9 protein-coding genes are annotated in these 15,236 nt (G+C 47.6%); all 9 read right to left on the reverse strand.

The window, feature by feature from the left end; translation table 11 throughout:
- Positions 1–6: 6 nt before the first annotated feature.
- A complete protein-coding gene (locus AC5JPW_RS17265; RefSeq protein WP_494242281.1) occupies positions 7–4,086 on the reverse strand; it encodes a contractile injection system tape measure protein in 4,080 nt (1,359 codons plus the stop codon).
- The gene (locus AC5JPW_RS17270) at positions 4,083–6,443 is read right to left on the reverse strand and encodes a hypothetical protein (protein ID WP_494242283.1); all 2,361 of its coding nucleotides are present in this window, start codon (positions 6,441–6,443) and stop codon (positions 4,083–4,085) included. The genes AC5JPW_RS17265 and AC5JPW_RS17270 overlap by 4 nt, the downstream gene beginning before the upstream one ends.
- An 8-nt stretch (positions 6,444–6,451) precedes the next feature.
- Positions 6,452–7,282, reverse strand: coding sequence for a hypothetical protein (locus AC5JPW_RS17275; RefSeq protein ID WP_494242285.1), 831 nt, complete (start codon positions 7,280–7,282; stop codon positions 6,452–6,454).
- Positions 7,282–11,247, reverse strand: coding sequence for a baseplate J/gp47 family protein (locus tag AC5JPW_RS17280; protein ID WP_494242287.1), 3,966 nt, complete (start codon positions 11,245–11,247; stop codon positions 7,282–7,284). Before AC5JPW_RS17280 ends, AC5JPW_RS17275 begins: the two co-directional genes overlap by 1 nt.
- Positions 11,244–11,696: a GPW/gp25 family protein gene (locus tag AC5JPW_RS17285; RefSeq protein ID WP_494242289.1), complete on the reverse strand. Its 453-nt coding sequence runs from the start codon at positions 11,694–11,696 to the stop codon at positions 11,244–11,246. Before AC5JPW_RS17285 ends, AC5JPW_RS17280 begins: the two co-directional genes overlap by 4 nt.
- Positions 11,697–11,725: 29 nt before the next feature.
- A complete protein-coding gene (locus AC5JPW_RS17290; protein ID WP_494242291.1) occupies positions 11,726–12,025 on the reverse strand; it encodes a PAAR domain-containing protein in 300 nt (99 codons plus the stop codon).
- 19 nt (positions 12,026–12,044) lie between these two features.
- Entirely contained in the window at positions 12,045–13,835 is a 1,791-nt protein-coding gene (gene vgrG, locus AC5JPW_RS17295; RefSeq protein WP_494242293.1) for a type VI secretion system tip protein VgrG, read from the reverse strand.
- A gap of 14 nt (positions 13,836–13,849) precedes the next feature.
- A complete protein-coding gene (locus AC5JPW_RS17300) occupies positions 13,850–14,503 on the reverse strand; it encodes a CIS tube protein (RefSeq protein WP_494242295.1) in 654 nt (217 codons plus the stop codon).
- Positions 14,504–14,700: 197 nt separating this feature from the next.
- Positions 14,701–15,177, reverse strand: coding sequence for a phage tail protein (locus AC5JPW_RS17305; protein ID WP_494242297.1), 477 nt, complete (start codon positions 15,175–15,177; stop codon positions 14,701–14,703).
- Positions 15,178–15,236: the final 59 nt, after the last annotated feature.

Here is a 15,236-nt window from a genome sequence, read left to right on the forward strand (position 1 = left end):
TCGTCCTCAGCGCCATGAAACAAACAGGGGTTTATCCATCCATGGGTATTTAATGGTCTGAAAACTCCAGGGCAATTGGTCGAGTAGCATGTCAAACGCGCTGGGGACGATATTCAGTTGCCAGTGTTTGGGCGTGAAAGTGAGCAGACCTTCACGTTGAATAAAGGTGGATTGCAACCCGCTAATTGAGGTGTTTCCCAGGACTCTCCAGTGGCTAATGATGGCGGTAAGCAGGCCATCGATCACAGCTTCAGCCCCGTTAGGTAATGGGACCTGCTGGGGAACAGGTGCGGATGGCTCGATGCCACACAGGACTTTGTTCAGGAGAAGCTGATATTCAGGTGCCGAGTTGGTGCCATTCGTCATCCACTGCAGGCAGAACAAGGCCTGATGCTGTGCCTCAGTATCAACGAATTTATGCCCGGAGGTCAGCGCCAGCCGCTGGAATAAGATGGGGATATAGGTTGAGGCGATCACTAATCCTGCATTGTGTATGGTGACGGGATCGCCACTGGGTTCGGTCTCATCCTGCTTATCGTTCCAGGGGATCCCTGCGCTTTTGTTAACATCCATTTCTGGCATTTCAATGGCCTCAATGAGTTGTTTGATTTCTGGAAATTGACGATTTAACTGTGCGACCCACCTCTGTCGGTCTGGCCGGTTAGCCCGTCTTTGGCTGGCAACCTGCGTTAGTGTTTTTTGCAACGAAGAAGACGATACCCACGGCAGTAAACGGTTGGTTAATTCACTAACCGGTGCGTCATATGAAGTGGTGCTTTGTGACGTGTGAGTGCGCCATAATAGATGAAGCTCAATGAGCACGTGCTGCATTAACTGGCTGCCAGTCATCGCGAGGCCTTTGAGCCAATGCTGGCGATAAAGCGTTTGCCAAAACAGCAGCTCACCCTGTTGTTGAGTTGCAAAAAGGCGGCAGAACGCATGGCGTAATGCCAGCAGCGCGATAGCCGCGTGAGTTAACGAGGGGAACAGCAGCGCCTGATGTGTTTCAGGCGACAGGGTCTGAACCCAGCGCTGTAAATAGCGCGGATTGGCAAGCGTACCGCATAGCCACTGCCGTAAAGAGTTTTGCTGTGCGCGATGTAACAAGGCCGCTTCCGGGGCCAGGGATTTACCTTCCAGCCATTGCTGTAACCTTGCCTGCAAATCCTCCTTGGGGAGAATGCGGTCTAACCATTGCTGTCGTTGGGTCTGGTTGTGTACAAGATCACGGCGGCCGAGTACGAACTGTTGAAACTGCGGGTAGTACGCCTGCTCAGACGATGTATGGTGTTTAGCAATTTGGCGTAAAAGCTGTTGCAGCCATTGCTCTGGTGTGGCTGGACAATCGCGGCTAAATAGCAGTGCGTAAAACCAATGGGGAGCCAACTTAAAATGGTGGACGATGGCAAGCAGCAGTGGCACAAGCGCAATGATGTGTTCGGGTCGTTGAGGTTGCAGGGTTCGTACCAGCCTCGCCAGCTGTGGTGGCGTCCAGGTTTGCAGTTGTGTTGCCATCATCGATACATTGACCGTCACATAGCGGTGTAATAGCGCGCGCTGTTGTTCATCCAGTACCGGCGCGTGGGGGCGGGACTGTATTTCCGCGAGCAGCAAAGGCGATGTAACCGGAGTTTGTTGATGATGTGCCACAAGATCAATCAGCTGCTGGCGCCATAAAAATCCGCTATCGCTAAGGTTTAACCACTGCACGATCAAGACTTCAGTCTTTATCTGGTAGCGGGCAGAGAGCTGCCCGGTGATGCTGAGTAAATATTGATATTGATTAAATTCACTACCGCGACGGCTAAGTAAGTAGTGGAGCGTTAATTCCCACAGCGCATTTCTGGTGTGTATTGATCTGAAAGGACTGGATATGCAACGGGCAGCTTCCGTTATTCTCCCTTGCTCATTAATAATGCCGTGCACGGTCTCTTTTGCCTGAGGATTGACAATGGCGGTTATTGAGAGCAGCGCTAAATCATCAAAATGGGCGATCCAGCGTGTTAATACCGAAGACGAGCTGCCCAGGTCGCGAATAATCAGCGGTAGCGGCTGGGCATAATCGCGAAGCCATTGGTGAATATATTGATTCCATTGATTTTGATTAGCATTTTGCAGCGTGATGATAATCTTCTCGAGGTCAGCCAGTTGTGCAGAAGAGTGGTTCTTTAAGCACGACGACGGAACGTGTGAAAGTGCATTCTCGCCATTTTTCGCTGCGTTTTTCGTTCGGGAGGATCGGGAAAGATCATGCATCATGGCGCGTATCGTGACGCCAAACTGAGAATAATCACCGGCAATAGTGGCGTCATCCCGTAAATTTTCCAGCAGTTCGCTATACCCAATATTACGGCTGCTGGCTAGCTGCTGGATTAAATAATCGAGATAACTTTGTTTATTGAATGCGCCGTTATTTTCCGCAATAAGGAAATCGAAAGTGAGTTTCCATAAGCGAATACCCACTGTGCGTTCGGTTAACACTGCGGTGTTATGGCGTATAAAAAGACGTTTTTCCACAAGCAGGGCGCTTATAAAGCGTGCTGCCTGGGATACCAGCACTTTAACTAACGCCATTAAGGTGTTATCGGAGTAACTTTCGGACCAATGACGGCGCACATTATCAAGTTGGCCACACCAGCGTAAAAGGGCCGCAAACGGAGGGAGAACATTTGGCCAATATTGCAGTAAGGTGTCTTCCTCGCCTGAGCACAGCGCAATAGTCAGTTCGTTTAGATAAGGTAACCTGTTTTCTGCGACGGGATGGTGAACCACCGGGCTTTCAGAGGCCGCATGCCGACTGTGTGCTTTTGAGTCGATGACAGGTTGAAGAGTATGGAGTAAATCCAGCAGCTGCATACGCAACGTACTGTCGATAGCCGTGCTCTCTAGCGCAGAAATCAATGACGCTGTCAGCGTATCTGCTGACTGGTTGTGTGCGTTTGCCATTCGGATAATCAAACCGGACATATAGCTTTGGCGATTGAATGTGCTGCCACGGTCAACCAGCAGAAAATGGAGCGTAAAGTGCCACAAATGCTGCTGAAGTTGTGAATGAGGCAATCTGGCGATGCGATCCGCCCGCTTCGCAGTGTGAGTGGCGGTGTCCACGTACGAGTGATTATCGGGTCGATGCTGAAGCTGCCACAGATCGGGCGCACGCAGTATTGCTGACAGGAACGGGTACTCCTGTGGTGTTAATACGCTAAGCAGTAGCAGTCGCTCGTTTTCATTCAAATGACGCACCAAATCCCAGGGAAGCTGGCTATCCGTATGCCGTTGGTAGAGAGCCTTAATCAGTTGCGGCGCAAACGAGGGGATTATTTTTTCCCAGAGTGTGCTAAGAGAAGACAGGTCATGCCGGGTGAATAACTGCGCAAAGCGGACGTACCACGCCTGCGCCAGTAGGGGGGATAATTCCCTGGCACTACTTTTAGGATGGGTCAATAAAAACGACATCATGAGCCATTGATGCCCTGGCGTTAACGCACGGAACAGATCCGCAATGCTGGCGGCGGGAAATTGTTCCACCACGCGACGTAAAACTGTCTCTGGGTGATGGGCTTTGCTAAGTGCGTTAATCAATTGCGCAGTATGTTCGCTTAGTGCTGCGGATAACCCGAGAGCCTCAAGTGACGGATTTGGGGAAACAGACCATGGGAGAACACCGGTGCTGAGAAATTGCCAGAGCATATTCCAGCGCTGCACGCGCGGGCTTATCAGCGTTGTTTTATCGGGTGTAGCGGCGGTCTGTTTGCTGCCGCATTTTAAGTCATCGGTGTGTTGTGCTTCCTGAGATCGTATTGCCATGTGCAGTTGTAAACGCAACCGTTCGCGCAGCTGTTGTTTAAGCTTTTCCGGTACCTGTGCATAGAACGTTTTTGAATTGAATTCACCGAGGTCGAGCGTCAGGGTGTTGATAATCAGGGTTTGCTGCGGTGAACATACGTCGTCGAATACCGATTCGATAACCGGGAGTAATTGTTGAATGACCCACTGACCAGCACGTGACTCAAAGGTTTCTGCATCAGAGATTCGGTTGAAATTGAATTCTATGCTGGCCTGATTAATTTTATGCCGTTGGCTCATAGGTTCACCGCCTCCCTGATCTCATTCAGAAGGGGCTGAATCAGTGGATATAAACGTAGAGCGATGACATCGCAGTCCTGTTGGTGCCGGGTGTTTTGCAGCGCGTCGGACTTTGCTTTTCGCCATTGGTTATATACGTTTTCAAATTGACTAAAAGCCGGGAAATCGAGCCATAGACATTGCGTCAACAGGTGTGCCGGGCTGTTTTCAATAATGAGTTGTTCGACCTGTTCGCGAAATATCAGATTATTAAAACGAGCGGTATAGTTGGGTAAAACAATTGTGACCCGATTGGCATAATCGTCCCACGACGCGCTATTTTCACCTGTGCGCAGTAAAATAGGCTCGATAACATAAAGCCCCTCGCTGCGTTGATTCAGTTGAATCAACCAGCGTTGCAGCCGGTGGCAAAGCAAGATGAGTTCCTGTTTGTCAGGGAGGCTTGCAATACAGAACCACTCTCCGACGCCTTCGGTATCCGCTTTGAAAAACAACTGGTAATCATGATGGTCCCCACGTTGAAGCATGCGGTATCGGCGGTTATCCATTCCAGATTGCAATAATGCCGCAGTCAGCATTTTTTTCCTGAAGAGGGTAACAGTCGACAGGATTTGCCGTACGTGTTCCTCATTAACGGTTTCTTCTAAGAAGCTATCAGCGATAGGTTCCAGGGGGATAAGGACGGTAGGATCCTCGCATTTATCATTGGCGCCCCAGACGTCGTTGGGCACCAGATTTAGCGAATGTATAGCGATAGCATGCGCATAGCCCAGCGAAGGGGCCGTGTGAGGAAGTATTCCCAGCAGCAGCGAAAGGCGCTGGCCGTAACTTCCCCTTTGCTCAGGCTGGAGTAAGTTATCACCGATTCCCCGACCATTGGTCATGGTGACGATATTCCGGATAAAGGCCTGTTTATATTTCAGTAGCTGCTCTTCCAGCGCCAGTGAAGAATAATAAGGGTTAAACTGGCGATGCAATAAATCAGGAAAACGTTCTCCGTAGAGAGCGAGCAAATAATCAAAAATGCGATTTTTTCTCTCCGGGTAATTATCAAGCTGGCTGCGCAATTGCTCCAGACGAACGCTGGCATCCTGAGGGTAATGCTGGTCGATATTATAAAACTCTTCATCTTGTAACAGATGATGGTAATACGTTTTCTCAGGCGTTAACGACAGAGAGTACAGCGTTTTCAACCCGGTAATGTCATCACAGAAATTGGCCATGATTTGATCAAAAAGCAGCAGGTAGCTACGCAGTTGGTGCCGTTGCCCTTGCTGCTGCGCATTATAATGATTCGGTATTCCCGGCGCTAAGTGATAGTTACGGGGAAAAAGGGTTTGAATGGATTCATAACGGCTGAAATTGAAGTGGTGACCAGCAGGCAGTGGGGGATAATTGGCGGCTTTTAGCTGGGAGACTCGCTGCTGGTACTGGATTTGCTCGATTTGAATGGCGAGATCGGCGTAGTCAATATCGACAGGATGCTGAAACTGGATGATTTGCATACCTGACATGGCCGATATTCGCGGCAGAATTAAATAAGAAAAAGGGGCAATGGTGTCAAGTGTCAGTGGCTCGTAGCCATCTCCGTTGCCACCGTATTGCACAAACTGCAGCAGATCGATTTGCTGAATTCCGTCTTCGGCCAGAAGCAATTCTTTAATCACATAGACGGGCGTATTTTGCGTATTTGACTCCAGCCACTGGCCGATGCGGTGATAGATTTTGGCAGCGAGCCAGACAACATCCGTCACGTTATCGCTGATGTGAAGCGTGGCGGTGAGTATCAGAGGGTACTGTCCGGCTAATTTAATGGCGGCCAAATCCTCGCCAACTGCACGGACGCGATGGAACTCACTCTGAATGCGTTCAATCGCTGCATGCTGTTGAGCGTAAACCGAGCGATTACCGTTATCTGAACGCTGCTGACTTAATGCATAAAAGTGATTGAGCTGAGCATTAATCGTGTAAATGCCTCGCAGTGGGGCGTTGTCACTCCAGCGCAACCACACCTTATCGAGCTCGGGTAGCCGGGTGAGTAACCAGGTTTCGTACTCTTCAGGTTGTTGCGGGTATGCAGGGATGATGTCCTGCGCTATCGCTAAACCATGAGCCTGATAGTCAATATTCCCTGAGGCTTCACTCAAATAGTCAGCGACTTCAAACTCGCAGCGATAAATCAAATCCGTTAGGGCGTAACAGACCTGCTCCAGGATTGTGATGCCCGGATCGTGCGTATTGTAGTCAGTCCAGATGTGACCACTCAGCTGTTGAATGTACGTCAGGCCAAGTTGATAAAGATGTTCAAAACTATTCGGGTTATCACTATGGCGCTTTTTCGAAATAGCTTTAGACATACGTTGATTTACTCCTCCGTTACCACGTGCTGACATTGCTGCATGAAGTTGTCATTCCATAATTGCGTGATGTGGTATTGGATCGTACGGTTCTCGCCAAATGGGGTATTGGTACGAATTTGCAAAGCATAAGGGCGCACCGTGCCTTTATGGTTTTTTTGCCGCCAGCGAAATTGAATTTTGTCGCCCGAAGAATGAAAGTATGCCTGAGAGACAGTAATGGGATTTTTGTCTTTACGCTGCCACCAACGCTTATTGGGGGCACAGGTATTAATGGCGATAGCGTGGGCCAGAGCATAACGCCCGCTGTATCGAATACCGATACCGGCGACCACTTCGAGCATATGGCATCCTTCAAGCTCAGGTGTAATATCGTGCCATTCGCCATCGGCGGGAATGGGCGTCTCGATAAACACCATCCCCATTCTGCCTTGAGAAGCGACGGTACCATTGACATCCAGGGCCTGTTTTGGGGTCGCGGTATTAATGCCCACGTTTCCCTTTGGCGTCATGGAGAGATTTATTAACGGATCCGTTGGGTTATTGTCCGGGTTTTCTTCCGAGATATTTGCATCCTGATTTGCGAATATGTGCAGATTATTTCCCTGGGGGGGAAAGCCAACGTGCCATAGCGGCGTATCGTGGCTATTTTGCTGATAGAAGCTCAGAATATGTTGCTGGTCTAACGTCCGCAGCTGAAGCCCCGTTTCCGGCGGCTTGATAAAACCTTCATCAATCTGATTAACACACGAGTCAATAAGATCTGAAAAATGTTCTGCCGACGGCATAGTGCCGTGACGGAAATAGTTTTTCAGCGTGCTGCGATTGCGTTTTGCCATTATTTTTTGGTCCCTTCTTGATTCGAATTCGTTGAGGTGCCAACAATAAATTGTTCACCGATCGCTAATTCCCCGATACCTACAGTCAAGGGTCTATACGTAAGATTATCGGGAGAAATCTGAATGTAGTGATGCTCTTCCGGGATCAATAAAAACCATGGCAAGGCTGCACGAATCGGCTGAGTGCTTGCCGCACTGTCCTGAAGTGAGTAATCCGTATCTTCATCGATGCTGATTTTTAGTGCTGATAATGCACTGACGTTAATGACATTTTCTTGCTTGAGAATAAAGGCACTGAGTTTTTCAAGTGATAAACAAAAGCCTAAACCCGTATTGAGCGTGTTCGGTTCCCAGGGGCATAACTGTGATTTAATGGCGTATTCCAGTTTTCGCAAAGCGGGTCCATGACTGACCCCGGCTTTAAGGGCAACCTTGCACCGAATCTGGATTTTTTCGTAGCCAGGATTGCGTACTTCTATGTGTACATGCGAGCGCGAAACGGCCAACAGAAAACATCTGATTTTGAGTAGATATGAAGAATCTAATTGCCGGGGTGAGCATAGCGAGTGGTCGCAGGCGGTATGCAACGGGGTCACGATAATGAGCACGCGGCCAGGCTGCGGGGTATTCGTGTTATAAGTCCGGGTAGGGAAACAATGCACCGCGCCAACTTCAGGAAAATTCTCCAGAATAAGGTGTTCATAATCCCATGGGGTTAACGCCTTTCCTTTATGACGCAGGCGTTCGCTGACGCGCATCTGAAAATGACGATCGCTCTCTATGTCGGGCGTTTTTGTCAGCGCATTTAATTGGGAGATAGCGCCCAGACTGGGCCTCCGTGGAATACTTCGCCACGCGGCAAAAGGTAGCGTGGTAACTCCATCATCGGCGAGCGGGGCACCTTTTCCTGTCGTTTTCACCACGTGGGTCGCGATGTGCTGGCAACCCGGATATCGATCAATTCCTTTGCTGGTACTGACGCGCAACCAAAACAGGCCCGATGGCATCACAGTATGCCTGGTGTTAATGTCGGCTGGAATATCCAGGGTAACGATGCCAGTGGTGAGAAAACTGAGGGTAGTATCGTGGATTATCTGATTAGGGCGTAACGCATGCCATTCATTATCAACAAGGTAATACCACGTATATGAAGTTGAAGGATATGGCATTAATAGTTTTGAGTTGCCATCAAAAACAAAGAAAATATTTAAATAGCCGGATAATTCGGTTGCGGTGATGCCGATAAAACAATGACTATCTTCCTGGTACTTAGGAAAGAATCTAGGGTGTCTGAGTTGATGACTTTCTGCTGGTGGATAAATTATCTTTTCCCCAAAAGGATGCAAGTGGATAATTTCACTTTGAAGGTGATTATCGCTGCTAATTAAATCAATGGATGCTTCCGCCGAATAGTCGATTGATATCCGGGCAACCAATGGTGTATAGGGTTGGTTAGGTAGTGTTCTTTTGCGTTTATTGGTCACATTATACGTTAGCGTGTCGCTTAACAACGGCGCATATTCTTTGTGACCAAATGCCTTTTCCGGACCGGTTAACTTTAATTTAAACAGTCCATTACGGAGATCTGATTGGTTACTGTAGGGCGTTTGAGGCCATGAGTGCATAATCGGCGTGTAACTGTTATTAATGCTAGAAAACTGCAGGTGCCGATCATGATTCAGTACGCCGCTGGAAGGCGTAAATAGAGATATGTGAGCGGGGCCAAATTCAACCCACTTGCCATTATTTAGCACCTCCGCCGTCATTTGAAAACTGTCGTTGGTGTAAGGGGTCGGATATTGGGCGTAATACTGTTTGAAGCCGTCTGACCCCCGAGGAAGTCCAGCCCAATGGAGGTGTAGCGATAAATGACGAAGGGACTTTCTGGCGATTTCTTCGCTCGCAATCACAGCATAAGCATCAAAATAAGGCTGAGAACCAAATAAGAAGAAGGGCTGGGATGAATCAACCTGTCCCTCTGGATTAAATAATTGTATCTGGGTTACCCCCCGCACCTGAGTTGTGATCGTCAGGTTTGCTAACTCAACGTCACGGAAAATGGCGTACGGGAAGCAATTACTTTGCCGTTTCAAGGTTATTTTTAGTGATGCGCTGTGTGAACGTTGGGCATGAAGGGGCGTTATGGGCGGAAATCCGGTGTCAGCGTGACATTTCACCTTAAACCCAATGCGGCACTCGCGGGTTGTGCAGGGGTGGATCTCAATGTTCGTGAGTGTCTCCCAGCCATTTTCGGTAGAGGCTTCAATCTCAAAAATACCTTGAAAAAGTTGATAAAAAGCAGCAGTCGATGAGTAACTGAGGAGCTCATTGATTGTATTAAATGCGATAGGCTCGGCAGCAAGAATCGGTTTTATGCAGATCAGAATATTGTTGATATCTGTCCTGGATAACCATGGGGTCGTGTAAAGACCGCGGCGGCTAATAATCTGGCCGATAACCCGAAAGAGCAGATCTGTTTTTGACAAACCATATTCCATCCCTTTGTCCGTGGTTGAAGAGATAAATTGCAACATTTGCAGATAAAACAATTTATAGGCTGTCGAGACACGTTGCGGCTGCTTTTGCTGCTGAAGCTGATTAAGTTCTTCTGGCGATATGTCCTTTACTAAGTCACGGGCGGCGATACGAGCGCTCCAGTCTTCAAACAGATGGGCGTTCACCGTCAGTAATAGGGTGAATATTCTGATTAATGCTGCGGTGGCGGCGCTGTTATCATTCAGCGTCAGTAATTCCTGAGAAATAATGCCCGATCTCACCTCTTTGAGATGAAAAACGATATCAATGGAGCGATTTCCTTGCTGCATCGAAAATATAGGATCGGTGATAATCAGCCCCATCTGCTGCGTGTTCGCTTCTATTTTGTGTACGTTGCTGAATAAATTAAATCGTTGCGCATTGGGGAAGTCATCCCCCCTGGCGTGAGGTTCTATGCGCAGCTGTTGTCCACTCACCCCATATACGAACCCCGTTTCTTTTTCCGGTGAAACCAGCGGATCTCGTTGCAACGTGAGATTAAAAACGTGCGACACTTCGGCATCCGTCACCTCAATCGGATAGGCGGTGCGATAGATTATCGGGCTGAAGTCAGGATCATAACCGGGGCTAAATTCAGCACCATGCTCAAACTGAATCGTCTTATTGGTTTGATTATTTAACGATAGCTTCAGGTAGACAGAGTTATCGGGCGTAATGCACTTCTCTTGTTGCAGGACCTGCTGATAATAGAACTGCAAATGTCTCTGCGTGAAGAGATTCAGGCTTTGTTGGGCATGTTCGAAAAGTTTCAGGAAGGTGAAGTAAAGCGCCTGCTGCGGGTTGTTTTCCTGATGAACTAATGCAGCTTGCAATACCTGCTGGCTTTGCTGTTTTATTTTTTCGATGACATAAACTATTTTTGCAAAGCAGTGACGCATTTGCTCGCTAAAACTGCTGTGTTGTAAAACCTGGGTCGCAGTATCTAATTTCTGTTGGTCAAGGTTCCATAATGCATCGAGCTCCTGCACGCGTGCGCTGAAATGCTCAGGCAGACGCGTAATGACAAGCCTGAGCGGAAGTGACAGGTGGTACTGATACTCGTGCAACAAATAGTATTTGAACTGATAAGCTGTGTCTGGAGTACCCGGTAGGTGCAAATACCATTCCTGCAGTCGCTTTAACAGCACAAATAAGAATTCAGTCGTCACGTCCTGACCTTGGGATTGGGTTTGTTTAAACTGCACCTGAAGCTGATTTATATTACTGGTTGCTATGGCGGCGCATACCACGATTTCATTTTGTTTGAATAGATTTCCCCAATGACCATCAATGTGGTCCTGTAGGTTACGAAAGGGAAGTTGTTGTGCAAACTGATGGACCCAAACAATCAATTGTTCGAAGCTAAGTTCGTGCGGTTTAATTATTGATGCATCAACCGCCTCGTCCAGTCGTTGTTGCCGTGAGGTCATTCTGAGATACCCCATCCATTTGTTAACGGCTGCAGCTGCGGTGATATCAAGGTACCTTCATTGAGATAGAATGGGTAAACCATGTTGCTGCGCGTATTCGTCGTGATGACGCGGTAATCAATTTGAATAAGTAACTGCCCAGTGAGCTGCTCGGGCCAAAAAAGAACCTCATCGACATTGATGCGTGATTCGAAAAATAAAATGGCATAGCGAATTTCAGACTCGAGTTGGGTCAACACCGTCTGTGTCAGTTCTTCAAATACAAATTGATTAATCCGGCACCCAAAGTCGGGTGCCATAGGTCGCTCTCCGGGTGTAGTGGAGAGTAATATCGTCAGGCTCTGCTCAATATCCTGAATATCAGAACTCATGGCAGCCTGATGATTCGGCCCGACAAACCGCGGGGGGAATGCCCAGCCCGTCCCTAGAAATGCGTTGTTGTTTGCCATAAATTATATGCGATCCTTATTGGTGATCATTAACCGCCAATCATGACTGTTGGGCATCCTAAAACAATGGTCCCTCCATGACTGGTGGCGTCACCCATTCGTGCGGCCGGTTTGCCGCCAATCATGACCGTTGCTGAGCCTTTAATAATCGTCGACGGCGGCCCGACACAGACACAGGAATCACCAATTACCGCCGCAGGTAAATTTGCAATGAGCACCGTAGGTACACCTGGGCCTATAATTGGGCCCCCAACATGTGGAATAGGGGGAAGCGCCGGCGTGGCCATCGGACAGGTTTGCAGATCGGTAATTCTTGCAGCAAAGGGCATAAGTTATCTCCGCAGAACGCTAGTTGATTTTGACCAGTGCGCCTTTTACGGTCGTTATCCCGGAACAAGAAAGTTCCGCCGTTGCATTTCCTTTTAGCGACAAACCCGTATTAGCCTGCGCTGACACATTTAAACCTGAAATCTTTGCATCACCTGTCGCCTTGATAGTCGTATCACTTGTGGATTGAATACTGACCGCGCTTTTGGCTGAAATAGTGATATCTTTGTTGCTGGTAATGGCAATACCATTTTCATTCATGCTTATCGCATTGTTATTTTGATCGGTTAAGGTAATGGATTTGCCCTTATCGCTCATGATGATGGAGTTGCCACCTGGCGTTGCTAATGTCACGATTTTGTTTTCATCATCAAAAGTTATTTTTAGTTGACTCTTGGTTACGACTGATTTGATATAATTGTCCGCTGTAAGCTCGTTTGGCATCTTATTTTTGCTGCTATACACCGAGCCCAAAATAATCGGATTGCTGGGATCCTGATTGATGCAGCCAACAATAACTTCATCGCCCACTTCGGGGATGAAAAAATTACCGCAGCCAGAAGAAGCATAGTAAGTCGCCTGGCGTGCCCAAATTAGATTAGATTCACTATTCAACATGGGGAGTTTTATTTGAATACGATAGTTTGAATCCGGATCCTCATCTAATTTAGTGACCACACCGATTTGCAGGCCGTCGACGGGTGGGAGATAACCGGAGGCGGGGGCGGCGCCAACGTCACGATGTTCCGCTGACCACATCGGAGATATGCCCAATTCGGCCGTGGTGATCCATTGGCCTTTTTCAATACTATGGTGAACGCCACCGACATAATGCGAGCCATTGTAACGCTCCCCAACCCCCGCCAGTTCGAGCAAGCTGTCGATAGTCGCGCTTGCATTACCCTGAAAAGTCACGCTTCCTCGTACCTTACTCAGCATTGCTTTGACCTGCTGCCCGCTGGCCCAGCGGGTGAGAGAGTCCGAACTTATCGTGGAAGAGGTTTGCAACTTATAATCACTGATCCCCAGCACCTTGGCTAAATCCTGACTCGTAAAATTGCCCTGACCCGAGATTGACTGCACCGCGCCGGTACCTGTAACACTATCCTGTTTGGTCGAATCCCAGGCTGAAGCGGTGACAGAAGCAAGTTGATTTCGTGCATCCACCCTGGCGCTAAACGACATTAAATCTGTGCCATAAGTGACTACAAGAGCAGCGGAGCCGCTTACTGACGGTTTATTGATCGTGACCTTGTTTGATTGGTTAGTGACAACAAAGCCATTAGCTTCAGCGCGGGTGAGAATGAAATCCCAGTCGCTGCTGTTGAACTGGACAAGTTCAGCATACGGATCCGTAATGTTGCCGACAGAGCCTGTGATCCTGGGATATTTTGCGATAAGGCTACTCATGATACTGCTGTCAGATTGAGCGAGGAAGCATTGGCTATGCTTAGCTATAGTCATAGCGATTGCCTGGTCTTTACAGACAATATTCAGCGATGTGCTGTTATTTGCGGTAATTTCTATACCATGGCTGATTATGATGCCTTCAAAAATAGTTTTTTCTTCGCTTGCATACCCGGCGGAAATGGAGATGATTGAGCCGGGTTTGAACGTGTCAGCATCACTAATATCGAAGCGCTGAGAAGCCATATCGCCATCGCTGATGGTTATCTCTGCGGTCGCAATACGGTTTACCTGATAATAAATATGAATGCCGATCACGCCGATGGAGCTATCAATCGCATTACCACCCACTTTGATAGTATACGTCGTTACGCCTGTGCTGTTGGATGATGGGGAAATGGCCATAATAATCCTGGTGGCTAAATTAAAGGTGGGAAGTAAAGTTTGGTGCCGGGCTTGATTTGCCTGGTACTTATTAGGTTATTAGCGCGGGCAACCTCAATATAATAACTACTGTCGTTATAGATTTTATGACATAGCATAGGGAGGGAGTCGCCTGCCTTAAATTCAATAATGTGAGTTAAGTCAGGGGAGGACTGTTTTTTTAACGCACTTTTTTCTTTTTGGGTTAAAAATTTGGTAAAGCTAAGCGACACAGTGGCGCGCAGCGGATTGCCTGATGAGTCAAACAGAGAGTAATTAATATTTATTGATGTTAATCTGCCTCTAAAACTCACGGATGTGCCCCATGTTATTACAACTGGATAGGGTTCATGCTGCTCACCGTTGTAGGCATAAGTGACTTTTTTAAGCGTGGCGAGTTGTTTTTGTACAGTGTTAGTACTTGTGTTACCGGTTACGCCCGTACCATCAAGCAAAAGCTCGAACTCTAGCTTTTCGCTTTCATAACCCTTAAATGCCGTTTTTGGTGAGATATCGCCTTGTTGTTGCAGACCTGTGTTGGTATAAGAAATCCCAAAGTTATGCTTAATGCTGTTAGGGTTTAATGTTGCTGAGAATGTTTGTGCGACGCTTCCGCTAGAAGTCATCGATTTTATCGTTATTCTTTCCATGTGGCATTCCCTTATCTTAAGCCTCTATCTTTCTCTTGTTTCATTCGATGAGGAAATTAAATGATAAGAGAAGCCTTTCTCTTGTTGTTTGTTTTCGGATTCATGGCTCGGTATATTGGTATCGAGCTGTTCAAATTTTGTATCGTCACTTATCGTTTTTGACTTAATGACGAGCTGTTTTATCTCTACTGGCACAGTTATAAATTCCTTTGCAAGCGGCTAAAGCAGATTTCGATCTCTTCTATTGCAACGTCATTCTTTATTGAGCTGAAGGGTTCAACCTTTAGCTTAACCGGATAGGCATTTGATGCAGTCCAGCTTTTACAGGTAGTTCCATTTTCATTCAGTAAATTGATCGAAACGCTTTTGGTCGAAATCGGTTTTGATAACTGATCGTTTAAAATACCCAGGCACCAGGTAATGAGCGGAGACTTTTTATCCGTAACAGCTCTCTTTAACGTCAGGTTGCTACTTTTTATCGCTTTTGGCAGATGGTAAACCAGGTTGTTGCCTCCCTCGCTGAACTCTTCAGTTTCTATCTGGAACTCCAGCCCGGATACTTCCTGAAAGGCGGTGTCATCAGCACATCCGCTGATAGAAACGTTAAAATAGAAAGCGGGAAGAGGCCACTCACCCTCTCCCTGGGCTGCACCTGCACCTTTTATTGTCACCATGATTTCACTTGCTCAATAGGTGAGAAAATAAAATCTGCCTCTAAATAAAGAGTCAGATA

This window comes from Phytobacter sp. (genome assembly GCF_059074235.1).